Below are 24672 nucleotides of genomic sequence, written 5' to 3' on the forward strand. Positions count from 1 at the left end.
AAACCTCGTAAAACCAACCTTCAATTAACAAGAGAACCAAAGCCATGTTGACTGAATTTAAAAAATTTGCCATGCGCGGAAATGTTGTAGATATGGCCGTGGGTATTATTATCGGCGGCGCCTTTGGCACCATTGTCAAAAGCCTAGTTGCTGACGTCATTATGCCGCCCATCGGGCTATTACTCGGCGGGGTCAACTTTGCTGATTTATTTGTCATCTTAAAAGACGGCGCCGTTGCCGGCCCCTACGCCAATTTGGCGGCAGCTCAAGCTGCCGGGGCAGTAACCGTCAATTACGGGGTATTTTTCAATGCGGTGTTCAGCTTTGTTATTGTCGCTTTTTCGGTTTTTATGCTGATTAAAAGCATGAACAATATGCAAAAAGCGGAGGAGACTGCCCCTGCGGCGCCAAGCACCAAAGACTGCCCGCAATGCCTATCTAAAATTGCGATTAAGGCCAGCCGGTGCCCGCACTGCACCTCAACGCTAACGCCCTAGGAGATGCATGGTAGTCAGCGACTAAATGCTAATGCTGAGCATCAGTCATGGGTTTATCCATGGGCATATTGAGTTTGCGCCAGACGTCCTTGCCCAACGAAGCAATTATCTGCGCTTTATTTGACGCTAATATTTCTCGTCTTGCGGTGTAAACCATGCCCGCTTGAAGTTCAGCTTCCACCCCAGCCAAGACATAGAGGTGGCGCTGGGGACTCACCGCTTTCTCAAGCACGCTAATGCCTTTAAAGCGCGCAACTTGCGCCCAGTCGACACGGTTAGTCACGGATAATTGCAGGCTCTCCGGTAATTCCGCCTGTAGTTCGGCAGCCGCGTGAGCATAAATTTTCGATACCACAGCGGTCATTGCGGTTTTACCCGCCAAGCGGTTTTGCAATGAAATCGACGGCATCCGGCTTTTGTCGCCAACAGCCAAGAATCCAGCGCCCTCAAAATCACCTTTACCACACAGCCAATCTGGCGCCTGCCCGCGATCACTATCTGGGTAGCCACACTCGGCATGCGCCGGCGCACTCACAATGAAACAAACTACTAAACACAGCGGCAATAATGCGCGCATTGATATCTCCATTTACTTTGCACGAGCCAGAATCGGCGCGCTTAAAAAGATGAACCTGCCGTTTTCAAAAAGGCGATTTCGGCGGTCGTCGATTCGCGGCCTAAAACAGCATTGCGGTGGGGGTAGCGGCCAAATTCTTTTATGATTTGCTGGTGCTTTATCGCAAAACGGTAGTTATCAGCCAAGCCCAGTCCCTCATATAAGCGAAGCGAGGCATTTTGAATAGCCCCTGACTCACTGTGCATATAAGGCATATACATAAACACCCGCTGCAGTTGACTCAAGTCTTCGTCGGCGCGAACCCGAATTGCTTCTTGCGCTAAAATTAAGGCCTGCCCGTCGGCAGCAAACGCTTTGGCCTGGTCGCGGTAGATATTGCGTGAAAACTGATCTAGCACGATGATTTCGGCCAAGCGGCCCATTGCCTTATAGCGCCAAGAATACAATTCGCCAGCAACGGCTGCCTGATGAACCCGGCCAAATTGATTGGCTATATATTGATCAAGATCTGGGTCTTTACGAAAATGCGCCGAAGCGGGCAGCTCATTAAACCAAAAATCGATAATTTTTTGAAAATGCATTAAAGCCTTCGCCCATCCTAACGATTCATCAGCATACCTTAGCCCTCTTTAGGCAACCATAGTAAGTTCGCAATTACCCTCATCTCCTCGACACTGCTAGAATAGCCGAGCTCAATACGCAATCATCGCAACACTTAGGGAGCATGTCATGGCCAAGGCAAAAACAGTGAATTTTGAAACCGCCCTTTCTGAGCTGGAAAAGCTCGTGCAAAACATGGAATCAGGGGATCTCAGTCTCGAACATTCATTAAAAGCCTTTGAAGACGGCATGCAATTAAGTCGAGACTGCCAGCAAGCCTTGGCCGACGCCGAGCAGAAAGTACAGCTACTAATGAACAAAGACGGAGAAATCGTTAGTAAAACCCTCGTTGCGGAAGATTGATTAATGACCCCAGATTTCGCCAATTTCCTCGCGCACTGCCAACAACGTGTCCAGCAAGCACTGCCCAGCCTACTTGGTAATATCGGCAGCGAATATGCAGACGCAGATGCCAGCAGCAGCCTACAAAGGCTGGGCGAGGCCAGTATTTACAGCGTACTGAACGGCGGCAAACGAGTGCGGGCAAGCTTGGTATACGCCACAGCCCAGGCCCTCGGCCACGACAGCCGCGCCGGATTGGACGACATTGCCAGCGCAATAGAAATGATCCACGCCTACTCCCTTGTTCACGACGATCTTCCCGCCATGGACGATGACGACTTGCGCCGAGGCAAACCCACTTGTCATATTGCGTATGATGAGGCCACCGCAATACTGGTTGGCGACGCGCTGCAAGCCCGCGCCTTTGAAGTTATCGCCACCTTGCCCGGCACAAATGCCGAGGCCAAACTCGCCTTAATTCAACAATTAAGTGCCGCCGCGGGCCCCAGGGGCATGGTTGGCGGTCAAGCAATTGATCTCGCTGCCGTAAATCAACAGTTGGATCTCGCCGCGCTACAAACCATGCACCAATTAAAAACCGGCGCCTTAATCCGCGTCGCCATTGCGATGGGCGCCACCTGGTGCGAGGCTGACCAGCAGCAACTCGCTGCGCTAGACCGCTATGGTAAAGCTATCGGCCTGTCCTTTCAGGTGCAAGACGACATTATCGACATCGAGAGCAATACCGAGACCTTAGGTAAAACTCAAGGCGCCGATCAAGCGCTAAACAAGCCCACATTTCCCGCCTTGCTAGGTATAGACGGCGCTAAGCAGCTAGCGCAAGACCTCCATGCCGAAGCGCTACAAGCCTTGACGGGATTCGACGAGCGCGCCGCACCACTGCGGGATCTTTCCCACTACATCATTGCGCGCCAGCACTGATACGCAGGCCGCTTTAAATAGGTAAATCACCGCAAATTCGTTTACAATCTCGACCTTTCATCGGTTCAGGGCCCCGCGCTTAATGTTTCAGGAAATTCCCCTTACAAGACCAGCCACGCCACTGCTCGATCGCATCGGCAGCCCGGCAGACCTGCGCCGTCTCGACGAAGCTGAGCTAGCAACACTGGCCCTCCAGCTGCGGGAATTCCTGCTCTACACAGTAGGCCAAACCGGCGGCCATTTTGGCGCGGGACTCGGGGTGGTCGAATTGACAGTCGCCCTGCACTATATTTACAACACGCCGGAAGATCGCCTAGTTTGGGATGTTGGCCACCAGTGCTACCCCCACAAAATACTCACCGGTCGCCGTGAGCGAATGAGCGGTATGCGCAAGGCCAAGGGCTTGGCAGGTTTCCCAAAGCGCGAAGAAAGCCCCTATGACACCTTTGGTGTGGGCCACTCCAGCACCAGTATTAGCGCCGCACTGGGCATGGCCATTGCCGCTCGCCAACAAAATATCGACCGCCACACCGTCGCAGTCATTGGCGACGGCGCCATGACCGCCGGCATGGCCTTTGAAGCCATTACGCACGCCACCCACACCGGCGCCAATATGCTGGTGATACTCAACGACAATCAAATGTCGATCTCCAAAAGCACCGGCGGGCTAAACACCTATTTTTCCAGAATGTGGGCCTCTAAGACCTATAACCAGATACGTTCTGGCGGCAAATCCGTACTGAAGAAATTCCCACGCTCAGCAACGGATCTCGCCGCCCGACTCGAAGAATATATGAAGGGCATGGTATCGCCAGCCACCTTATTTGAAGAGCTGGGGTTCAACTATATCGGCCCCATTGATGGCCACGATCTCGATGTATTGGTGCCTACTCTGCGCAATTTGCGCGAGCTACCCGGCCCGCAAATGCTCCATATCCGCACCCGAAAGGGCAAGGGCTTCGGCCCCGCCGAAGAAGACCCAGTCGGTTTTCACGCCATCTCTAAAATCGAGCCTAAACCCGGCAACGGCCAAGCACCGATTGTGAAACCCACTCTAGCGAAATATCAGGATATTTTTGGTCGTTGGCTTTGCGACCAAGCCGAACAAAGCCCGGAGCTCGTCGCCATAACCCCGGCCATGTGTGAAGGCTCAGGCATGCTCGATTTTTCAGAGCGCTTTGCCGACCGCTTTTACGACGTTGCCATTGCCGAGCAACACGCCCTAACCTTGGCCGCAGGCATGGCCTGTGACGGCTTAAAGCCCGTTGTCGCGATTTACTCCACGTTTTTGCAGCGTGCCTACGACCAGCTAATTCACGATATTGCCCTGCAAAACCTCGACGTGACCTTTGGCATTGACCGCGCCGGACTCGTTGGCGAAGACGGCCCCACCCATGCCGGTGCCTTTGACCTCAGCTTTTTACGCTGCATTCCAAACATGATCGTTATGGCACCTGCCGACGAAAACGAAACTCGGCAAATGTTACACACCGCATACCATTACCCCGGACCAGCAGCCGTGCGCTACCCCCGCGGCACTGGGCCGGGCGTAAGCATTGAACAAGACATGCATCTTATGGAAATTGGTAAAGGTCGCATTCAGCGCCAAGGCCAAAAAATCGCCATTCTCAGCTTCGGCACCCTACTCGCTTCGGCGCTAAACGCCGCAGAAGAGCTCGATGCCACCGTTGCCGATATGCGTTTTGTAAAACCCCTCGACACTGACTTAATTGACGCCTTAGCTGACGACCACGACCTTCTCGTCACCCTAGAGGAAAATGTCATTGCTGGTGGCGCCGGTAGCGCGGTAAGCGAATACCTAAATCAGCAAAATCGCTGGATGCCGGTGTTACAATTGGGCCTACCTGACGTGTTTATCGATCACGGCAAACACGGCCAATTACTCTGTGATATCGGTCTGGATGACGTGGGAATAGTTGCCAGCATTCGTCAGCGGGTAGCGCAAATACTCGAGTTCAAGAACACCCACTAAGCTCAGCCCGATGATGCAACACCAACCATTGCTACAATAAAAGCATTGCCGCAATGGTCAGCTTAAAGAATACGGCTAACCACTTAAAACAAATGCCCCAGCTTACCTGACTTTGTTGCGAGGTATTTGGCATTATGGGGGTTTTGGCCTGTTTGCAGGGGAAGCCGCTCAACCACATCAACACCCTGATCAGTAAGGGCTTTTACCTTACGCGGGTTATTGGTCATCAGGCGAACTTTACTGATTTGTAGATGCTCACACATGACCGCTAGCAAGCTGTAATCGCGCATATCGGCGCCAAAACCTAATTGCTCATTCGCCTCAACGGTATCCGCGCCGGCATCCTGCAGCTTGTAAGCACGGATTTTATTGACCAAGCCAATGCCGCGACCTTCTTGGCGCAAATAAAACAGCGCGCCACGCCCTTCCGTGGCAATGGCCTCCAGCGCCGCACGCAACTGCGAGCCGCAGTCGCAGCGCATACTAAATAGGGCATCACCTGTTAAACACTCAGAGTGCACCCGCGCCAGCACAGGTTCACCGTCGCCTACGTCACCAAGAGTGAGCACGACATGTTCCTTGCTGTTTTCTGTGTCCTCAAAGCCGTGTATATCAAACACGCCCCAGGGGGTGGGAAGCTTAGAGGATTCTATAAAACTAACCGCCACGGGTATCTCCACGAGCAAAACCGGTCGCGCATTTTACCAGTAGGATGCCCGCGAGGCGACCATTGTTGGTGTATTCAGTGATGACGAGGGGTTAGAGTCAGAATATTATTGTATTCCTGCAGGTTTACATGCTCTAAAAAGCTCATTCCCAGCAGCACGACATGGGGATAGTGGCCTTCGATAACGACCGCATTGACATGGGAAACGGCAATGTCGCCCAACTGCACTTTATTCAGTGTTACAGCGTAGCCATCGCTCATTCCGCTCGCGGTAGCGACGACTGTCGGCACGCCCTGCTTATACGCAATACCTAGCCGCAGCGCCTCTTGAGAACTCATTGCCAAAATTGTAGCGCCGGTATCAATAACCGCATCTACCCCACGACCATTGACACTGACCTTCATCCGATATTCGTTGCGGCTATTTTTACGCAGCACCACGGTGGTAATAGGCGCTTGCTCATAAATCGCGCCTACCTGCTTATTCAAACCGAGCACCTGCCGCTGGCCATCTATCTCTACCACAGCCTGCATTGGGGTCGCCGAGATTAACCGCACACCAGAGCTGTCACGTTGGCCATTGCGCAGTAATTGCCGACGACCATCTATTTCAAATAAGGCCGCTTTATCAAACAAGCCCCGCACCACGATATTCGCCGGTTCAGACCACGCGACAACCGCAAAAAGCAGGAGTGCGCCCGCAAGTATCAATCTCATTGCGATGGCGCGTCGTCGATCATCGCCATTAGCTCCGCGACAACGGCCTCAGGGTTTTCAGCTTGCGTAATAGCACTGATCATTGCGATGCTTTTTACGCCGGTAAGCAAGACTTCCTTGGCCCGCTTTATGTCGATTCCGCCAATCGCAGTCAGCGTGTAATTGTCCCCCAAAACCCCTACCCAGCGCCGCAACTGCATCAGCCCCTGAGGACTGTAGGGCATGTCCTTGCTCGTGGTTCGATACACCGGCCCAATAGCAATATAACTGGGCTGCAAACCATGCGCCCTCGCTACTTCATAATAAGTGTGGGTACTCACGCCTAACCGTAAGCCAGCATTGGCAATAGCCTCAATATCGGCAATATCGAGATCTTCTTGCCCCAAGTGAACCCCGTAGGCTCCCTCCGCAATGGCCAGCTGCCAAAAATCATTGATAAATACTCTGGCACTATATTCCCGGCCAAGTGCCACCGCGCGCGCCACCTCCTTGCGAAGCGCCTCACCCTGAAGGTTTTTAACCCTCAGTTGGATGGTCTTTACCCCGCAAACCAATAACCGTTCAATCCACTCGGCACTATCAACTACGGGGTATAAACCAAGTTCCCCCTCACATGAGGGAAATACTGGCCGAGGCCCACTTTGCGGGAGGCGCCGGCTCAGGCTTGGGAAGTCAATCAGTTGCTGAGGCCACCCAACATGGGCAACGGGGCCCGGCCCACCACCTAGCTGCACCCCCATCCGCAAACCCTGACTAACATAGGCTTTGGCAATTACTAGCGCATCTGGCAGGGCATAGCCTCGCGCTAGGCCCGCAGCAATAGCTGACGATAAAGTACAGCCGGTACCGTGGGTATTTAAGGTGTCCACATTGGCACCACTGAGCCAAAACCCGTCGACACCGTCGGTCCAATAATCATGGCGCTGGTTATTGCGAGCGGTAAGATGACCGCCCTTAATCAGTACCGCACGGGCGCCAAGTGCGACAATATCGGCCGCCGCGCGCTCAACATCATCCAAGCCTTTGATCGCACGATTTAATATCGATTCCGCCTCGCTTAAATTGGGCGTCAGCAAGTCACAGCGCGGCAGGAGCTTTTCGATTAAACACTCACCAAGATTTCCATCCGTTAAATCGCCACCGGTACTTGAGGTCAGCACTGGATCACAAACAACAAAACCGCGGTAGGTATCCAGGTATTTCGCCACCATGCCAACCACATCTTCGTCAGCGAGCATACCGAGCTTGATGACATCAGCCTGCAAATCACTGTCTAGCGCGTTAATTTGCGCCGCCAAGGTCCGCCGCGGTGTGACAGAAACATGACCAACAGCAAAACTATTCTGCGCTGTAATGGCCGTAATAACCGTACAGCCGTGCACGCCAAAGTCATGAAATGTCGCTAAATCAGCCTGAATGCCTGCACCACCACCAGAATCGGAACCCGCGATACTCCACACAATTGGTTTTTTACGACTGGCCATAATTTCTCAATATTTTTTGTCAACTAACATGCAGTATAGCCGCCACAGAAAGAAGGCAACACTGTAATTGCATATTCTCGAGCTACCGCTCGTTTTGGATTTTTAATGCGTACTCCACCATACTCAGTTCATCGTCACAAATGCCCAGGGGCGCCTCATGGCCAATAGCATGCCGCAGGATCCGCAAACCACCTTACTCATCGTTGACGATGATCTCGCGGTGCGCGAATCAATGGCGGCGTGGCTAGAAGTCAGCGGCTACACGGTATTTCAGGCGGCGGATGGGATATCGGCTATTGAACACTGCCGCCTAAACCCACCAGAACTTATGCTCTGCGATTTACAAATGCCGAACATGAATGGATTGCAGGTGTTGGCGATCATGGCAAAAGAATTTCCAAACCTACCTGTGGTGATGCTATCGGGACAGGGCGAGATGAGCGACGTTATTCAATCGCTCAAACTTGGCGCTTGGGATTATGTGACCAAACCCATCATCGACATTGAAATGCTTGAGCGCGCGATGCAACGCTGCCTCGAGCGGGCCAAACTCATACAGGAAAATTGCGCGTACCAGCGCAATCTTGAGACAGCCAATGTAAAACTACAGCAAGCCCTCGAGCATATGAGCGCGGATGAGCAAGCCGGGCGGGAGTTGCAATTTCAAATGCTCCCCGAGAACGGCGCGCAATTCGATCAGCTCCAATTCTGTTACCGCTTATTATCTTCATCAACCTTGAGCGGTGACTTTGTCGATTATTTTCGCATCGACGGCAATCACATTGGGTTTTACTTAGCCGATGTCGCCGGCCATGGTATTCCATCTGCCTTGGTGACCGTCATCTTAAAAAACACCATGGGCCGTTTTTTAAACGACTGCTGGCAGCAAGGTGACCATCTGTTGCTCGACCCCCAGCAAACCTTAAGCAGACTAAACAATCTCTTTCTCGAAGGCGGACTGCACAAGCACGTCGCTATGTTTTATGGCGTCATCGCCTTAACAGAGAATAAACTGACCTATAGCAGCGCTGGCCATTTCCCCCATGCCATTCTGTTTGAACAAGGTAGCGCACGCTACGAGGGCTATAAAAGCCCGCCCGCAGGGCTATTTAGCCAAGCAAACTACCCAAGCCACGAATGCGTACTGCATGAACGCTTTGCGCTGTTGCTGATCTCAGATGGTATTTTGGAAATCATGCCCCAGCCAAGCCTACTAGAAAAAGAAGCCGCACTACTCGCAATGATTGACAGCGAAGCGCTAAATCTCGATGATCTCATTCAAACGCTAGGCATTTCTATTGAGAGCAGCGACTTACCTGACGACATTACATTCTTATTACTGAAACGGTAACGGCACATGATTCGCTATGCGGAGACTGACAACACCCTGGTACTGCATTTCGGCAATGAGGTACGCTACACCCAATGCGGCCCATTAAATACATTATTAGATAATGTGTTCTCGCGCGGGAAAATAAAAAATGTGCTTATCGATCTCACCGACGCCATTAGCATAGACAGTACAGGGCTTGGTCTACTCGCCAAAATTAACAACTATATTGAAGCCGATTTTCAGCACAAAACTGCTATTTTCAGCACCAACCCCGACATTACTCGCACCTTAGACACCGCCGGTTTCAGTGACATATTTATCATCCTCAAACAAAAGCCACAGTTGGCGATTCAAGAAAACGAATTACCTGAAAATATTGGCACAGACCGCGAAACAGCGGAAATGATTTTAAATGCCCATCGCGACCTTGCCGCGCTCAACGAACAAAATTGGCAGGAATTTCGCGGCGTGGTCTCCGCACTTGAAAAAGAACTACGCAGAAAATAATTAGCACCGGATATTGATTAGCATCGCCACACAAACCTAGGCGCTAAATGGTCGGCATACAATGATGCACTTTTTATGGAGTCAGCAGTGGCAACTCAACAAGAAATCGCCATTTTCCTCGCCAAAGAATTCCCCGCAAGTCCATGCACGGTCGATGAGATTGGCCCTCAATCTGCCGTTGTTCGCCACAAAGTCGACATCAGCGCGCTGCGACCCGGTGGCACAGTCTCCGGGCCCGTACTCATGACCACCGCAGACCTCGGGCTTTACGCGGCTATACTCGGCGAAATTGGTATTGTGCCACTGGCGGTCACCACGAATCTCAATATCAATTTTTTACGCAAGCCCGCAGCAGGCAAGGATATTATCGGGGTTTGCAAATTGATTAAAACTGGCCGTTTACTGATTATCGGCGAAGTTTCCCTCTATTCCGAGGGTGACGACCGACCAGTCGCTCACGCCGTCGGAACCTATGCCATTCCGCCGCGAGACTAAGCCTAAACCCGGCGCCGCTCTGAGCTACTGAATAAAATCAGCCAAGCACGCCAAGACCACCGTCAAGTAAAAGCTTGACGCCAACCACAAACAAAAAGAAATAACAGATTCGATAAATTGTGGTTTCACTGACCTTATGCAGCAAATAAAAGCCGAGCCGCACCCCAACCGGTGCAAGCGGCATCAATATTGCCGCCGTGAGTAAATTAGTACGATCAAAACTACCTTGCAGACTATAGGGTATTAACTTCACTACATTGACCACCGCAAAAAATATCGCCATGGTTCCCATCAGCAGCGATTTTTCTAGGCGTTGTGGCAGCAAATAAATATTAATTGGCGGCCCTCCGGCGTGAATACCAAAGCTGGTAAACCCCGCGACCGCACCCCAAAAACCGCCGCGAATGTTGCTTGGTCCACGTTCAACTGCTGACTGAGATTTAAACCAATAATTTAAACAAAAGGCGACGGCAATAAAACCAATTAAGATGCGAATCATGTCCTCTGATAAATAACGAAAGCCAATACTGCCAATGACGATGCCAATCATTGCGCCGGGCAAAATAATTTTTAAATTGGGCTTACTCCACTGTCCACGAAAACTCCACAGTGCCACCGCATCCATAAGCAATAATATCGGCAGTAAAATTGCGGCCGCCTGAACTGGCGATATTGCCAAGCTCATTAACGGCACCGACACCACGGCAATACCACCGCCAAACCCACCTTTGGCCATACCAAAAATCAAAATAGCGGGTATCGCGCATAAGTAAAAAAATGGATCTTCGATCACAGCCCACGTTCCTCAATTACGTCGGCATCGAACAGCGCCTGCAACTCATCATGTGCGTCGCGGGCACTTTGCAGTAGCGCTTCGCGGTCGTTAAATACCTGGTGCTGCTGGGCCAGCAACTCTTCATCATGCTGTTGAAAACGGCTAATTCTGGCCTGCGCCCGCGCCTCACTCAAACCTAGCCCCATCAGAGCTATACGACTCATCTCCAAGCTTGAGTGAAACGTTTCCCGAATTGGAGTAGCACCCAGCTCCAGTAAGCGGTGAACGTGAAACCGACTTCTAGCCCGCGCAATAAACTTAATGTGGGGGTATAAACGACTGACCAATTCCGTAATTTTAATATTGGTTTCGGGGTCATCCGCCGCCAGTACAAAATACTCGGCCTTGTCGGCGTCGACCGCCCGCAATATTTCCGGCCGCAGTGGGTCGCCGTAAAACACGGGCATACTGTCAATACTCCGCGACAATTCGATCGTGTCTACCGACAAGTCCAATGCCACAAAAGGCACCCTTTGGGCGCGCAGAATACGCGCCACAATTTGCCCCATGCGGCCCATACCGACAATAACTACCCTCGGCTGGTCACTCTCAATTTCTTCGTATTCTGGCGGCACGCTTTGCGGCTGAGCCTTGGGTTGTAACACCTTGGCAATGAGAATAATCAAAAATGGCGTTAATGCCATCGACACCGTAATGGCCAAAATCAGCATGCTGTGCAACTCGGCGCTGAATAACTGCTGCTGACGAGCAATTTGAAAAATAACAAAGGCGAACTCGCCCCCCGCCGCCAACACAATGCCCAATTTCAAGGCGCTACTGCGGTCTAAGCCCCCTAATGTTTTACCAACCAAAGCCAGTACTGGCAGTTTGATAATCATCAACAGCGCGCTTAAGCCAAGTACCGTTAAGGGTTCTTGTAACAACAGATGAACATCGGCGGTCATCCCCACGCTGATAAAAAACAAACCGAGTAACAGTCCCTTAAAAGGCTCGATCTGCGATTCCAACTCATGGCGATACTCCGAGTCCGCGAGCAGCAATCCCGCGAGGAACGCCCCTAGCGCCATCGACACCCCAGCCATGTCCATTAACCAAGCAGTGCCAATCACCACCAACAATGCGGTCGCGGTCGAGACATCCTGCAGCCCCGTTCTGGCCACCATACGAAACACCGGTCGCAGCAAATAGCGACCACCGACGACCACTGCCGCTATGCACAGCAGTATCCGCAGGACCGATGTGCCGGTTTCGGCACCGTCTGCGCCGCTATTGCCACTGAGCAGTGGCACCAGCGCAATGAGTGGAATCGCGGCAATATCTTGAAATAATAAAATAGCAAACGCCAAGCGCCCATGGGGACTACCCAACTGCTTACGCTCAGCCAGAATCTGCAAACCAAACGCGGTCGATGACAAGGCCAAGCCCAGCCCTAAAACAATTGCCGTGCGAATTGGCTGATCAAAACTAAAATACGCTACGCCGCCGATTAAAAGACCACTGAGCGCGACCTGCGCAAGCCCCACCCCAAACACCGCGCGACGCATAAGCCACAAGCGCTTCGGCGACAATTCCAAGCCAATAATAAACAGCAGCAACACCACCCCAAATTCAGAAAAATGGGCGATATTTTCAGGATTGTGGATCAGCTCCAGAGCCGCCGGGCCAATAGCGACACCGGCTATTAAATAGCCTAATACCGCACCCAATTGCAGACGTTTAGCCAATGGCACAACGAGTACTGCCGCTAACAATAGAACCACCATTGCCTGGAGCAGGCTGCTTTCATGGGGCATTGAAATCTCCGGAATAAATTACGAGGTGCGGGTTTGTCGCATAGCAACGCCCCGCCGCAAGTTGATGACGGCGTTATTTTTACACGATAAAAGCTGGCGTCCTAAGTGTTTTATCGGCTAATCACTATTCCCGCCACGGGAGCGGCGGTGCAATGAGCGGCGCGCCGTCAAAGCCGGAAATACTGCCGAAACGAGAACCTCCTGCTTCCCAATCTCGCTGGGCCTGAGTAATTTCCGCGCGGCTGTGGCCAACAAAATTCCACCACAGCGTAATATCACCCGCAAAAGGCTCGCCGCCTAAAAAGATAATTTGGCTATTGGGGCTTAGCGTTACCCGCAGCTCATTAGCACCAGGCCTAAAATACGCCAAATCATTCTCTACAAAGCGCTGACCGCAGACCGCAACGTCACCTTGCAGCACCAATATGCCGTACTCAAAACGCGTGTCCAAGGGCAAATGAAGCTCATCGCCCGAGCGGCTGACAACATCCACCGCCAATAACGGCGAGTAAATTTTTGCAGGAGACTGCTCGCCTTCATAGCGCCCGGCTAGCAAGGTAAGCTGACTATGTCCTTGCCACCAGACTGGCAGCTCGGGGTAGTGATCGAAAGCGGGCTCGCACTCCCGATCTTGATAGGGCAGCGCAATCCAGAGTTGCGCGGCGTGCAATTGTTCGCTACCGGCCAAAGACTCCTCGGTGTGGCTAATGCCACGCCCCGCTGTCATCAAATTGACTTCACCAGGACGAACCTCTGCCACGTTGCCAAGGCTGTCGCGGTGCAAGACCGCCCCCGCTACCATCCAGGTAAAGGTTTGCAAACCAATATGAGGATGGGGCCCCACCTTCATGCCCGTGCCATCGCGGAAAACAGCCGGGCCAGCATGGTCAAGGAAACACCAAGCCCCGATCATCCGCCGCTGTCTTGAAGGGAGAACGCGATTAACCGTTATACCGCCGCCAATTTCCGCGCTGCGAGCGCTAATCTTTTGAATGGGGTCTAAGTGGCGTGGACAATCTGAAGACTGCGAAGCCTCTGAATCATGCTGCTGATTACTCATAATATCTCCATGAAGTAGACACTATTTTCCGCATTAGACCTCAAAGACTAGCAGCAAGCCTCACAACTGAGCAATGATCTTAGAGAAGCGCTCAATCATGGGCATCACAATTTCTGGCTTGTCCCAATTTTGCATGCCCACCCCGATATTACAGCGGTCTACGCCGCAATCGCGATAGTATTTAAGTAAATCTGGGGTCACCTCGGACATAACCACCAAGGTAATCTCCGCCTCATTCGGCTTGCGACCAAATTCAGCGAGCAAATCGTGAAACGCCTTAATGGCGGCCTTTACATCCGGCAAAGCCACGTCGACCGGCATCCAGCCGTCGGCCCACTCCGCCGTGTGGCGCATACCCAACGGCCCCATTGCACCAAAAATCATTGGCGGACTGCGCAGTGGTTTTGGCTCAAACCACACCGGATCAAAATCGATAAACTCACCGTGAAATTCCGGCGCCTCATCGGCAAACAGAGCCCGAGTCGCCGCCACGGTTTCCTTTAATACCGAATAGCGTCGCTGCCAAGGCTGATGGCTGACGTTCTCAAACTCTTCCTGATTCCAACCCACGCCGCTGCCGATCAGCACCCGGCCGCCCGAGAGGCGATCTAGCGTCGCAATTGTCTTGGCTTGGGAGAATAGTTCGCGCTCCATCAGCAGGGCAATGCCCGTACCGAGCTTTAATGTTGACGTCGCCGCGGCCGCCGCCATCAGCGAAATATACGGGTCCATCATTTCTTTATACGGTTCTGGCAACGCCCCTCCTGCGGGATATGCCGTGCTGCGGCAGCGAGGAATATGACTGTGCTCGCCATACCACAACGACTCAAAGCCTGCGTCTTCCAGTGTTTTTGCCAATTCCGCCGGATTGGGATCGTTTACCGTATTCATCGAACTGAAGCCGAGATGCATAGTCGCGTCCTATCTTATTATTGCTGTGTAGTCGCTTAGTCTAGGTGCAAGCGCGTCGTTGCAGCTATACCTCACATTGATGAGATGGCATAAGCGGAAAAACCGAGACAATACTAAATGAAACCTCGGCATTTTTATTAGAAGAGCTGGGCAATTAATGCGCGATCAAACCGCGTTTATTGCTGATGCCAGAAGGGCATACCCAAGGTTGGAGTGGATGGCGAAGCGGTTTGTCGCTCCGGCATTGCCCCCGCCAAGGTAGCTTGGCGGCCCGCCGTAACGGCATCGCGAAAGGCTCGCGCCATCAATACCGGATCCCCCGCCTGGGCAACTGCGGTATTCAGCAGAATACCGTCGTAGCCCAACTCCATGGCCTGCACCGCGTGAGAGGGTTTACCAATACCGGCATCAACAATGAGCGGCAGCTCGGGAATTCGCTCGCGAATAGTTTGTAAATTATAGGGATTCATCAGCCCCCGCCCAGTACCAATCGGCGAGCCCCAGGGCATCAAGACCTGACAACCCACATCGCGCAAGCGCTGGCAGATCACCAAATCATCCGTGCAATACGGAAATACCTTAAAGCCGAGTTTAATTAACTGCTCAGCGGCCTCAACAGTGCCAAGCGGGTCAGGCTGTAAATTATAATCATCGCCCACCACTTCCAATTTCAACCAATCAGTTTCAAACAACTCCCGTGACATCTGCGCCAAGGTCACCGCCTCTTTTACGCTATGGCAACCCGCCGTGTTAGGCAGTAGGGTTTTATTCAAACTCTTTAACTGCTGCCAAAAGCCCTCGCCGCCAGCTTCGCTCGGCGACTGCCTGCGCAGCGACACAGTAATAATCTCCGAACCCGAGGCAGTAATCGCTTCGCGCATTATTGCCGGTGACGGATACAGCGCGCTGCCAATTAAGAGGCGGCTGTGGAAGGTTTGGCCGTAGAGGGTCAAGTTGTCTTGATTTTGCTTCATTGCTAATTCCTGCTTTACGCTGGATGGGAGACGAGAGACGCTAAAAAATTAAAACCCGCACTAATCTTTTTTCCTTCGCGTCTCCCATCTCCCGTCACGCTTCTCCCGTCATTCAACCGCCTTGCACTGGCGCCAATACATCCACTTGATCACCAGCATTTAAACGCAGATCGCCATACTGGGATCGCGGAATAAAGTCGCCATTTATCGCTATCGCAATTTTCTCGCACTCAAAACCCCATAGCGGAAGCAGCTCAGCTAGCGCTAAATTCGCATCGCATTCACGGCGTTCATTATTCAAACTAATTGAAATCATTTGGGCGCTCTATCCATCAATCTCTCCACTTATACCGCAACACTATCTGCAGTTTGCTCCGCCAACATCGCCAACGCCTGTTCCACCAACTGTGGGCTGAGCAAGTAACCATGGCGGTATAGGCCGTTCACCGTTAATAAACCCACCTCGCCATTCAGCACCGGCAGATTATCGGGCATCGCCGGGCGACAGTGGGCAAAGGCGTGAAGCAAGCTCGCCTCCGCGAAGCCGCTGTGGACGCTGTAGAGCGCCGACATCAACTCCAAGGTCGAGCGTACGGTAACCGGCTGCATCGATTCACTTTCAATTTCAGTTGCGCCAATCACATAGCGATTGCCAGGGCGCGGCGAAATATACAATTTATAACGCGGGTGCATCAGCCGCACCGGCCGCTGTAAATTCACTTCCGGCGCGTGCACCCACAACACTTCGCCGCGCACGCCGCGCAAACCCGGCAGCTGAGCTTTAGCACCTAAACCACGACTGTCCACCACCCAGTCAAACGCTAGCGTTTCATCACTTAAAACAATACGCTTTGGCGCAACGCTGACGACCTCACGATGCTCATACCACTTGCCACCCAGCTTGCTTATCGCGATTTCTAGCGCCAACAGCAAAGCCCAATTATCGAGATAACCTTCGTCGGCAAGAAACAAGCCCGAGCTATAGCGGTCCGCTAATTCCGGTTCTAAACTCCGCAGTCGCTCACGGTCAATTCGCTCCACCCCATCAAGATGATCGGGGACTTTCGCTTGTAACTGTTGTTCAAAATGTCGCAAGCTGGACTTATCTAAATCGTGGGCCAGCACCACACTGCCGGCCATGCCGTAGTGAATGGTTTGCCCAGTTTGCTGTTCTAATAAAGCAATCTGTTCCGGCCACCAGCGCAATGCCATTAGCCCCCAATCAAACACCTGACGCTCGGCACTGGCCACTTCGCTATAGGGCGCCAACATCGATGCCGCCACCCGCGCTGCACTCAATTCTCCTTCGCGGCTACCCCGGTCAAAAAGACTCACATGATGCCCTTGCTGCAAGAGCTTCCACGCGAGGAGGCGGCCAAGGAGGCCTGCACCGGCGATACCGATATTAAGCGAGCCCGACGTCGGATGTCGGATGTCGGACGCGTCGTTCATTCGTCAGACCCCAGACGTCCGACGTCCGACTCGCCCTTACACCTTCTGATATATCTCACTGCCCAGCTCTTTAAACTCCGCGGATTTTTTCTGCATCTCGGCTTCCAGTTCATCTTCTTCTAACTTGGCGGCGTAGTCGCGAACGTCTTGGGTGATTTTCATAGAGCAGAATTTGGGGCCACACATCGAGCAAAAGTGCGCGACCTTGGCAGATTCTTTGGGCAAAGTTTCGTCGTGGTAAGCACGGGCAGTGTCGGGGTCGAGGCCGAGGTTAAATTGATCTTCCCAGCGGAATTCGAAGCGCGCTTTGCTCAAGGCATTGTCGCGCAACTGAGAGCCGGGATGGCCTTTGGCCAAGTCTGCGGCGTGGGCGGCAATTTTATAGGTGATGATACCGGTTTTAACGTCGTCTTTATTGGGCAAGCCCAAGTGTTCTTTGGGGGTGACATAACACAGCATCGCGCAGCCATACCAGCCGATTTGGGCGGCGCCAATACCCGAGGTAATGTGATCGTAGCCCGGGGCAATATCGGTGGTCAGCGGCCCTAAAGTGTAGAACGGCGCTTCGTCGCAGTGCTTTAGCTGCTCGGTCATATTCTCGTGAATCATTTGCATGGGCACATGCCCAGGGCCTTCAATCATCACCTGTACGTCATGTTTCCAAGCGCGTTTTGTCAATTCACCCAAGGTGCGCAGCTCACCAAATTGCGCCTCGTCATTAGCGTCGGCCACCGAACCGGGACGCAGGCCATCACCGAGCGAGAAAGACACATCATAGGCCTTCATGATCTCGCAAATGTCGTCGAAATGGGTGTAGAGAAAATTCTCTTTGTGGTGCGACAAACACCACTTCGCCATTATTGAGCCGCCCCGAGATACAATGCCGGTAACGCGCTTGGCAGTGAGCGGAACATAGCGCAACAATACCCCAGCGTGAATCGTGAAGTAATCCACCCCCTGCTCGGCTTGCTCAATTAAGGTATCGCGGAAAATTTCCCACGTTAAGTCTTCGGCCACGCCATCAACTTTTTCCAGCGCCTGATAAATCGGCACCGTGCCTACAGGCACCGGCGAATTGCGCACAATCCACTCGCGAGTTTCGTGAATATTTTTACCAGTAGACAAATCCATCATGGTGTCCGCGCCCCAGCGAATACCCCACGTGAGTTTGGCCACTTCTTCTTCAATGGACGAGCCCAGCGCCGAATTACCGATATTGCCGTTCACCTTCACCAGAAAATTACGGCCAATTATCATCGGCTCTAATTCGGGGTGATTAATATTGGCAGGAATAATTGCACGGCCGCGGGCGACTTCGTCGCGCACAAATTCCGGGGTCACTTCTTTGGGAATACTGGCACCAAAGGCGTTACCCGGATGCTGATGGCCGAGCTGCCCCGGCAGCTCACCGGCTTCTTTTGCGGCGGCTAAGGCCATGTTCTCGCGAATCGCTATGTATTCCATTTCTGGGGTAATAACCCCCTGGCGCGCGTAGTGCATCTGGCTGACATTTTTACCCGGTAAAGCCCGACGGGGGTTGCGCTTTAAATCAAAACGCAATTGTTGCAGGCTTAAATCTGCAGCCCGTTTGCGGCTGTATTCGGAGCTGTCACCAGCGAGCAATTCGGTGTCATTACGGTCGAGAATCCACTGATCGCGAATCGGCTCCAAGCCTTTACGAATATCAATATTGGCCTTGGGGTCGGTATACGCACCCGAGGTATCGTAAACCCGCACCGGTGGATTTGGCTCGAGACTAGTAGTGCCATCTCTGGCCTGCACTGGGGTCGGGGTCAATTTAATTTCCCGCATTGGCACCTGAATATCGGCGCGGCTACCCTGCACATAAATCTTTGACGAACCCGGCAATGGCTCAACTGAGGCGGCATCTACTTGGGCGGTATCGCGAAGCAGCGGATAATCAGAACTCATTATTTCCCCTTTTTGCGCGCAACACAGCGCAAGTCTTTGATTCAAGTACTTTAAAAATAAAACCAAAGAAGGAAAATAAGACCGGTTCTCAGAAGAACACAACGCAGAGGGACCCCTGCTGAGAAGATCTTGTTTCCTACGCTGGCATTATCCAGATCAGGTCTACGGGATTCGAAAACGATCTCAGCCATTGCGTATTTTCATACGCGGGCACCCCGACAAGAGCGGCTAGTGTAGGCTGCAAGATTAGGTTTGGCAATAGAGGTGCAAGTACACGAACGGCATATTGCATAAAAACTAATGAGCATGGCACTTTTTTAACAGTGCCATAAACAGGCAAAATATTACTGAGTAACTTTGGGCAAACTCTCAGCCAAGGCTTTTGCATAAGCATTGCGTGCAGTTTGCAGCATCGCCAAATCCTGTTGCACAGCTGCAATTTTTTGGTCTGCGACCCTTAGATTCATGAGTTGGTTTTTCGCTTCGTTATCCAAACTTTCGAGCGGGTACTCCTTACCGTCGATTTTAATCATTTGTTCTTGATTCATAAATCATCCATTTTATGTAAAAAAATGACCTCCACAACTTTCGTCATGGAGGCCGAGGGGAGTTCACCAAAGAAATGCCATCTAAGTCAGATGGCATTTCAAATTAAACGGCGAAATCAACCACATCAAATTGCGCAATGGAACTCACGCCTACCAGAGTGATCTGCAAATCATTGCCGTTCAACGTTCCATCATCGTTAACATCTACCCACAAAGTGTTGGTATCTGTCTGGAAGACGTAATCCATAACACCATCGTTCTGGGTGAGCGCACCTTGGGCCTGACCAAAACTTGCTTGGTTACCCGCAAAGTTAAGGCCATTTAGATCTGACCCACCAGCCGGAGCCGGAGCTACTGCTATACCAGCAAACATTGCTGCAAAGTCCACGTCGATCACATCAGTTCCGCTTACAAAGTCCATAATTTGATCGATAGTAGCAGCCCCAGTTGATGACTCCGCCTTAGCGTCGTAGTCAAAGATATCCGCGCCAGCACCACCTGTCAGCAAATCTTTACCCAAACCGCCAGTAATAGTATCGCTGCCAGCGCCGCCATTGATGATATCGTCTGCAGCACCAGTCAACAAAGTATCGTTACCCTCACCACCAGTTAATACGATATTCTTGGCAGTAACCGAAATCGCACTTGCATCAACTGCTGCATTTGCAGTATTACCAACAACATTCACCAAACCGGACGCATCGATAGTTAAGGAGTTAACCCCTGCACTTAAGCTATTTAACACTGCATCGCCAGTTACCGCTCCAAATACTATACTCACGTCTGCTCCATTTGGCGCAGCAGTAGAAATAAGATCAATAAATTCTACACCTCTGAGGTTATCAAGGTTTGCAGGTACTGAGTTATCAGCTTCCAAAACCAGGCGGTCAGCAACGTTGATACCGGCAGTCAACAAATCCCCAGCATCGATATCTGCGGCTTGTCCAAATACAGTGATTGCACCCTTAGCGGTCGCACCAACCAATGTATCCGATCCACCTGCAGAAATATCGATTCGTAATGGACCAGTGAAGCCTTCACCAACGTTAAAGATATCATTGCCATTGCCGCCAGTAATACTGCTTAAACCTGCGGCCAAACCAATTGAGTTGATCGTAACTTGGCTACCGGCACCATTTGCCAAAGTCAAATTCTCTACACCATTCCAGTTGAAGAAAATCTGGTCGTTCAGCACAGCACCTGGGGTCAATATCTGCACGGTGTCATTACCTGCGCCACCAATAACAGTATCAGCAGACGTAATACCTTCTTGGCCAGCTGTGGCGTTGAAAGTAAACAGGAATGTATCGTTGCCATCTCCGCCATCTAGGTAATCAATACCTTCTGAAACCCCAACCAAAGGAGCCGCTAGGTTATTGTCTGAGCCTGCTGCAATAATGTCGTTGCCAGCACCACCGAAAATCTTGTCATCGCCAGCGTTACCGATTAAAAGGTCTGCACCTGCTCCGCCATTCAGAACGTCATCACCCGCTGTAGCGAATACCTGATCAGCTTGGCCTGTACCAGTGAAGGTAACATTACGCATGGTCAAGCCAACGTTGCTTTGTTCAAACAAGAAGGCGTTCGGCGCTCCCAGAGTTGCCGTTGTTGTCAAGCCTGACGCATCTACTGTGCCATTGAACAGAGTAGTTCCTGGGCTATTTTGCTCTATGTTAATGAATATAGAGTCGGTAGCGCCAGTCAGGGTCAATGTGGCGGAATCGTCTAAGAAGACATTGTTAATGTTTACCGTTGAAGGGTTACCAGCAACATTACCGTTAACGGTATTTTGCACAGCCAAATTAACTTGGCTGAAGCCGTTTGCCGTTAATGCACCGAATGCGTCATCATCAAGGCCACCCTCTTCTACAGCATCACTGCCTGCATAGCTCACATTTAAAACACTTTGACCTGCAGCGGCAGTGAACGTAGCAGAGTTAACATCGTCTGTTACAAAACTAAATTTCTGAGCATCGCTGACTTGAGTTACAGTCACGAGGCCAGATATATCCAGATCTTGCACATTTGGTTGGTTAGGAACTCCTGGGAATACCGCACCGGCATCAGTAAATGTATCGTCGAATACAATAGTGCTGAAGCCATTGGCCAAAGAAGCATTTAGGTTTACATTTTCAGCAGCTTCATTCCAAACATCTACTACCAAGGTTTCAACCCCAGTGGTCTTCGCCAACGCTTGAGCCACAGTATCACTAACTGAGTCTATAGTTGTCGCTGCCGATGCCGCGGCATTGAAGTGGATTTCCAAGGTGTCATTACCAGCACCGCCAACGTATGAGTCATTGCCATTTAAGCCGACAGAAGACACTACAACCAGATCGTTGCCGCCTTGCATTACGATCGCGTTATTGCCTTGGCCAATTACCAAGGAGTTATTACCGGCAGCACCATTAAATGCGATATTACGGTCTGCTGCACTTGGCCCAGCTAAGGCATCACCCAGCAAGTTAATGTTCAGATTACCAGTTAAGGCTGCAGCATTGAAGGTAGTCACATCGTTGAAGATAGCAGGAGCTGCATCTTCGGCGAGGTTACCCGCACCAGCTACATTTGCATTACCTGACAGATTTACTGTTGTGAGGTTATTCACACCAGTAATGGTGCCGCTACCAATAGTAGTGGTTGCCGCAGCGTTTCCAACTACAGGACCATTTACAGTCAGATTCAGAGTGTTTATGCCCGCAGTTTGAGCAGCATTGAAGTTAAATACCGCACCGTTGGCATTGTTCATATCGACATCAAGCACGTTATCGATATTCTGGGTACCAACTTGTGAATAATTAATAGTGGTTACAGCTGCGCCATCTTTTTGAATAAATTTCGCATCATTATTCAAACTATTTACGGTAAAGAAGTTACCCGCTTGAGAGGTATTGGTAATTTGTTCAACATCTGTAGCGCCTGCAAAATCCAAGGTCGTCAAGGTATTACCTAAAATACGCGCTTCAATATTTTCAACACTTACCGAGTTCAACACCAAGTTGCCGAAGGTATTATCCGAGAGCTTTAATGTATCACTGCCGGCCTTACCGTCAAAGCTATCCGCAGAGCCTAAGGTGTGCTGAGTGCCACCAAAACCACCACTGTTAACAGTACCGGCAGTAAACACGTCATCTTGGTCTGTACCAACAATAGTATCGTCAGCCAAAGTTGCGTTTTGCTGATTCGAGTCATCATTTAGAATCAAGGCTTCTAAGTCACCAGCAACGGTAATATTACTTGGCGCAGTAATAACCAACTTAACAGATTCGTCTTGCTCGAATGCAGTATCGCCATTTATATCAACAGAAAACAGCTTTTGTGTTTCGCCCGGACCAAACGTAATTTGAGTCAAGCCAGAGACATAATCGGAACCAGCCGACGCGGGGTTAGTATCGCCAGGAGCTGTAGCGACTGTAATAGTTACGGCTTCATCAGCTGGCGGCGCTTTATCTAAAGTCAAAATATAGTTCAACTTATTATTTGAACCTACATTACCCTCGACTGAATCTGTCGCCGCTACAGTAAGAGTATAAGCCTCAGCAACCGCTGCCACGTTTACATTAACTGTTTGCGTGGTGCTACCACCGTTGCCATCACTTACTGTCACAACAAAGCTATCGGGACCGTTAAAGTCCGCGTTAGGTGTGTAGATAAACTCACCGGCACTATTGCCTGCAACTACTGATCCATTTGTTGGTGTAGCCGCAGTATAAGTTAAGGCATCGCCATCAACATCTGAGGCTGACACGGTTATAGTTTGCGCAGTGTCTTCAACAGCATTTACGGTTTGGCTTGCAGCAGTGGTGGGCGCGTCGTTGACGGCCGCTACCGATATATTAATCGTTTGCGTGGTGCTACCACCTTTGCCATCACTTACTGTCACAACAAAGCTATCGGGACCGTTAAAGTCCGCGTTAGGTGTGTAGATAAACTCACCGGCACTATTGCCTGCAACTACTGATCCATTTGTTGGTGTAGCCGCAGTATAAGTTAAGGCATCGCCATCAACATCTGAGGCTGACACGGTTATAGTTTGCGCAGTGTCTTCAACAGCATTTACGGTTTGGCTTGCAGCAGTGGTGGGCGCGTCGTTGACGGCCGCTACCGATATATTAATCGTTTGCGTGGTGCTACCACCTTTGCCATCACTTACTGTCACAACAAAGCTGTCGGAGCCGTTATAGTCAGCATTTGGAGTATAGGTGAATTGGCCATTGCCATTGTTGACGACTACACCATTGCTAGCTGCAGCGGCCGTGTATGTCAAAGTATCTCCATCCACGTCAGTTGCAGCAACGGTAATAGTTTTAGGTGTATCTTCTGTAGCGTTTACCACTTGCTGAGGAGCGGCAAATTCAGGCGCTGTATTTGGTGTTGGTGGCGCACTTTTACTATCGTCATCGTCGGCCGCCACTGCAATGCCACCGACTGCCAAAACACCACCACCAACATACAGAGCGGTAGTCGATATACCAGCAGCTGCGCCAGCTCCACCTGCCGCAGCGCCACCGGCGGCTGCACCACCTGCAGCTTGAGCATTGACGTCGGCAAGCAGCATAGCCGCCATGCCGCTGTCAGATGAAGCAACTTGAACTAATTGTTCTTCGCTGGTGTTTTTGCCGAGCAAAGCTTCATCTTCAAGCTTTTTCTCGTCTTCAAAGAGATTTTCAATTTCGAGGGAGGCACCATCGTCGAGGGCAATGGCTTGAGTTTGTTCAGCAGCTAATGCTTCGACAGCCGTCGTATCCACATCCACTACTGATTGGTCTTGCGTTCCTTGCTTTTTCATTTGTATCTCCTGGGTACGATTGCTATCCGGCATCCTGCCGGAATTTCTTTACGGGTACTGCTAAAAAACAGGCCATAAATAAAGTCAATAACAGGCTCCGCCTGCCGTATCACACACCATCACAATCCTTGTAGATAGCTCCGTGTGACGTTGGTACGTACACATACCAACTTGACATATTCTTATATCACTTCCGCAAAAGGTACGTCAGCCTTTTATAGACGTCAACACCTTTCTAAAATTTTTACTACATTCATTGCCT

The 24672-nt window shown here is 51.2% G+C and carries 22 protein-coding genes, 1 pseudogene and 1 riboswitch; of the genes and pseudogenes, 7 read left to right on the plus strand and 16 right to left on the minus strand.

Annotated elements, in window-relative coordinates; genetic code table 11:
- Positions 1-44: 44 nt before the first annotated feature.
- Positions 45-497 (plus strand): large-conductance mechanosensitive channel protein MscL, encoded by a 453-nt coding sequence (mscL, locus tag HNQ57_RS03630; RefSeq protein WP_184461262.1) that lies wholly within the window; start codon positions 45-47, stop codon positions 495-497.
- A gap of 28 nt (positions 498-525) precedes the next feature.
- Here mscL and HNQ57_RS03635 read toward each other — a convergent pair whose 3' ends face one another.
- Complete coding sequence (locus HNQ57_RS03635; RefSeq protein ID WP_184461263.1) at positions 526-1074, minus strand: hypothetical protein; 549 nt, start codon at positions 1072-1074, stop codon at positions 526-528.
- Positions 1075-1115: 41 nt separating this feature from the next.
- The gene (locus tag HNQ57_RS03640; protein ID WP_184461264.1) at positions 1116-1655 is read right to left on the minus strand and encodes a DUF924 family protein; all 540 of its coding nucleotides are present in this window, start codon (positions 1653-1655) and stop codon (positions 1116-1118) included.
- Between the two features lie 148 nt (positions 1656-1803).
- On the opposite strand from HNQ57_RS03640, the gene HNQ57_RS03645 reads away from it, so the two are divergent.
- From HNQ57_RS03645 to dxs, 3 genes are all read left to right on the plus strand, one after another.
- A complete protein-coding gene (locus tag HNQ57_RS03645; protein ID WP_184461265.1) occupies positions 1804-2037 on the plus strand; it encodes an exodeoxyribonuclease VII small subunit in 234 nt (77 codons plus the stop codon).
- A gap of 3 nt (positions 2038-2040) precedes the next feature.
- Complete coding sequence (locus HNQ57_RS03650) at positions 2041-2958, plus strand: polyprenyl synthetase family protein (RefSeq protein ID WP_184461266.1); 918 nt, start codon at positions 2041-2043, stop codon at positions 2956-2958.
- An 82-nt stretch (positions 2959-3040) separates the two neighbouring features.
- Positions 3041-4951 carry a 1-deoxy-D-xylulose-5-phosphate synthase gene (dxs, locus tag HNQ57_RS03655; RefSeq protein WP_184461267.1) on the plus strand — a complete coding sequence of 637 codons (1911 nt, stop codon included), beginning with the start codon at positions 3041-3043 and terminating at the stop codon, positions 4949-4951.
- An 83-nt stretch (positions 4952-5034) separates the two neighbouring features.
- Here the strand turns inward: dxs and ribA are convergent, their stop codons facing one another.
- The 3 genes from ribA to thiE form a co-directional block, all read right to left on the minus strand.
- Positions 5035-5619 (minus strand): GTP cyclohydrolase II, encoded by a 585-nt coding sequence (gene ribA, locus HNQ57_RS03660; RefSeq protein WP_184461268.1) that lies wholly within the window; start codon positions 5617-5619, stop codon positions 5035-5037.
- 74 nt (positions 5620-5693) lie between these two features.
- Positions 5694-6335: a retropepsin-like aspartic protease family protein gene (locus HNQ57_RS03665; RefSeq protein WP_184461269.1), complete on the minus strand. Its 642-nt coding sequence runs from the start codon at positions 6333-6335 to the stop codon at positions 5694-5696.
- Positions 6332-7819, minus strand: a complete 1488-nt coding sequence (gene thiE / locus HNQ57_RS03670; protein ID WP_184461270.1) for a thiamine phosphate synthase — start codon at positions 7817-7819, stop codon at positions 6332-6334. Before thiE ends, HNQ57_RS03665 begins: the two co-directional genes overlap by 4 nt.
- 157 nt (positions 7820-7976) lie before the next feature.
- On the opposite strand from thiE, the gene HNQ57_RS03675 reads away from it, so the two are divergent.
- From HNQ57_RS03675 to HNQ57_RS03685, 3 genes are all read left to right on the plus strand, one after another.
- Positions 7977-9170, plus strand: a complete 1194-nt coding sequence (locus HNQ57_RS03675; RefSeq protein WP_184461271.1) for a SpoIIE family protein phosphatase — start codon at positions 7977-7979, stop codon at positions 9168-9170.
- A gap of 6 nt (positions 9171-9176) precedes the next feature.
- Positions 9177-9659, plus strand: coding sequence for an STAS domain-containing protein (locus HNQ57_RS03680; protein ID WP_184461272.1), 483 nt, complete (start codon positions 9177-9179; stop codon positions 9657-9659).
- 87 nt (positions 9660-9746) lie between these two features.
- Positions 9747-10154 carry a PaaI family thioesterase gene (locus HNQ57_RS03685; protein ID WP_184461273.1) on the plus strand — a complete coding sequence of 136 codons (408 nt, stop codon included), beginning with the start codon at positions 9747-9749 and terminating at the stop codon, positions 10152-10154.
- Positions 10155-10191: 37 nt separating this feature from the next.
- Here HNQ57_RS03685 and HNQ57_RS03690 read toward each other — a convergent pair whose 3' ends face one another.
- The 11 genes and pseudogenes from HNQ57_RS03690 to HNQ57_RS03735 form a co-directional block, all read right to left on the minus strand.
- Positions 10192-10947, minus strand: a complete 756-nt coding sequence (locus HNQ57_RS03690) for a sulfite exporter TauE/SafE family protein (protein ID WP_184461274.1) — start codon at positions 10945-10947, stop codon at positions 10192-10194.
- Complete coding sequence (locus tag HNQ57_RS18215; protein WP_420825302.1) at positions 10944-11633, minus strand: NAD-binding protein; 690 nt, start codon at positions 11631-11633, stop codon at positions 10944-10946. Before HNQ57_RS18215 ends, HNQ57_RS03690 begins: the two co-directional genes overlap by 4 nt.
- Positions 11625-12743, minus strand: a pseudogene (locus HNQ57_RS18220) (monovalent cation:proton antiporter-2 (CPA2) family protein); the annotation flags it as partial. The gene HNQ57_RS18215 and the pseudogene HNQ57_RS18220, both read right to left, overlap by 9 nt.
- A gap of 124 nt (positions 12744-12867) precedes the next feature.
- A complete protein-coding gene (locus HNQ57_RS03700) occupies positions 12868-13803 on the minus strand; it encodes a pirin family protein (protein ID WP_184461276.1) in 936 nt (311 codons plus the stop codon).
- Between the two features lie 60 nt (positions 13804-13863).
- On the minus strand, positions 13864-14715 hold the full coding sequence (locus tag HNQ57_RS03705) for a TIGR03619 family F420-dependent LLM class oxidoreductase (protein ID WP_184461277.1): 852 nt from the start codon (positions 14713-14715) through the stop codon (positions 13864-13866).
- Between the two features lie 176 nt (positions 14716-14891).
- The gene (locus tag HNQ57_RS03710) at positions 14892-15689 is read right to left on the minus strand and encodes a thiazole synthase (RefSeq protein WP_184461278.1); all 798 of its coding nucleotides are present in this window, start codon (positions 15687-15689) and stop codon (positions 14892-14894) included.
- A gap of 112 nt (positions 15690-15801) precedes the next feature.
- On the minus strand, positions 15802-16005 hold the full coding sequence (gene thiS, locus HNQ57_RS03715; RefSeq protein WP_184461279.1) for a sulfur carrier protein ThiS: 204 nt from the start codon (positions 16003-16005) through the stop codon (positions 15802-15804).
- A gap of 29 nt (positions 16006-16034) precedes the next feature.
- Complete coding sequence (thiO, locus tag HNQ57_RS03720; RefSeq protein ID WP_184461280.1) at positions 16035-17141, minus strand: glycine oxidase ThiO; 1107 nt, start codon at positions 17139-17141, stop codon at positions 16035-16037.
- Positions 17142-17177: 36 nt separating this feature from the next.
- Complete coding sequence (gene thiC / locus HNQ57_RS03725) at positions 17178-19073, minus strand: phosphomethylpyrimidine synthase ThiC (protein WP_244966101.1); 1896 nt, start codon at positions 19071-19073, stop codon at positions 17178-17180.
- Between the two features lie 116 nt (positions 19074-19189).
- A riboswitch (TPP riboswitch) is annotated at positions 19190-19301 on the minus strand.
- Between the two features lie 116 nt (positions 19302-19417).
- The gene (locus tag HNQ57_RS03730; protein WP_184461281.1) at positions 19418-19621 is read right to left on the minus strand and encodes a DUF6447 family protein; all 204 of its coding nucleotides are present in this window, start codon (positions 19619-19621) and stop codon (positions 19418-19420) included.
- A 103-nt stretch (positions 19622-19724) separates the two neighbouring features.
- On the minus strand, positions 19725-24410 hold the full coding sequence (locus HNQ57_RS03735) for a beta strand repeat-containing protein (protein ID WP_184461282.1): 4686 nt from the start codon (positions 24408-24410) through the stop codon (positions 19725-19727).
- Positions 24411-24672 lie beyond the last annotated feature (262 nt).

The organism is Zhongshania antarctica (genome assembly GCF_014202945.1).
Lineage (GTDB): Bacteria > Pseudomonadota > Gammaproteobacteria > Pseudomonadales > Spongiibacteraceae > Spongiibacter > Spongiibacter antarcticus.

Coding starts and splice junctions, on each gene's coding strand:
- HNQ57_RS03680 (WP_184461272.1), top strand. CDS start 9,177: ATGATTCGCTATGCGGAGACTGACAACACCCTGGTACTGCATTTCGGC.
- HNQ57_RS03645 (WP_184461265.1), top strand. CDS start 1,804: ATGGCCAAGGCAAAAACAGTGAATTTTGAAACCGCCCTTTCTGAGCTG.
- HNQ57_RS03705 (WP_184461277.1), bottom strand. CDS start 14,715: ATGCATCTCGGCTTCAGTTCGATGAATACGGTAAACGATCCCAATCCG.
- HNQ57_RS03675 (WP_184461271.1), top strand. CDS start 7,977: ATGGCCAATAGCATGCCGCAGGATCCGCAAACCACCTTACTCATCGTT.
- HNQ57_RS03650 (WP_184461266.1), top strand. CDS start 2,041: ATGACCCCAGATTTCGCCAATTTCCTCGCGCACTGCCAACAACGTGTC.
- thiE (WP_184461270.1), bottom strand. CDS start 7,819: ATGGCCAGTCGTAAAAAACCAATTGTGTGGAGTATCGCGGGTTCCGAT.
- HNQ57_RS03710 (WP_184461278.1), bottom strand. CDS start 15,689: ATGAAGCAAAATCAAGACAACTTGACCCTCTACGGCCAAACCTTCCAC.
- mscL (WP_184461262.1), top strand. CDS start 45: ATGTTGACTGAATTTAAAAAATTTGCCATGCGCGGAAATGTTGTAGAT.
- thiC (WP_244966101.1), bottom strand. CDS start 19,073: ATGAGTTCTGATTATCCGCTGCTTCGCGATACCGCCCAAGTAGATGCC.
- HNQ57_RS03635 (WP_184461263.1), bottom strand. CDS start 1,074: ATGCGCGCATTATTGCCGCTGTGTTTAGTAGTTTGTTTCATTGTGAGT.
- dxs (WP_184461267.1), top strand. CDS start 3,041: ATGTTTCAGGAAATTCCCCTTACAAGACCAGCCACGCCACTGCTCGAT.
- thiO (WP_184461280.1), bottom strand. CDS start 17,141: ATGAACGACGCGTCCGACATCCGACATCCGACGTCGGGCTCGCTTAAT.
- HNQ57_RS18215 (WP_420825302.1), bottom strand. CDS start 11,633: ATGGCATTAACGCCATTTTTGATTATTCTCATTGCCAAGGTGTTACAA.
- HNQ57_RS03665 (WP_184461269.1), bottom strand. CDS start 6,335: ATGAGATTGATACTTGCGGGCGCACTCCTGCTTTTTGCGGTTGTCGCG.
- HNQ57_RS03730 (WP_184461281.1), bottom strand. CDS start 19,621: ATGAATCAAGAACAAATGATTAAAATCGACGGTAAGGAGTACCCGCTC.
- HNQ57_RS03700 (WP_184461276.1), bottom strand. CDS start 13,803: ATGAGTAATCAGCAGCATGATTCAGAGGCTTCGCAGTCTTCAGATTGT.
- HNQ57_RS03735 (WP_184461282.1), bottom strand. CDS start 24,410: ATGAAAAAGCAAGGAACGCAAGACCAATCAGTAGTGGATGTGGATACG.
- HNQ57_RS03640 (WP_184461264.1), bottom strand. CDS start 1,655: ATGCATTTTCAAAAAATTATCGATTTTTGGTTTAATGAGCTGCCCGCT.
- thiS (WP_184461279.1), bottom strand. CDS start 16,005: ATGATTTCAATTAGTTTGAATAATGAACGCCGTGAATGCGATGCGAAT.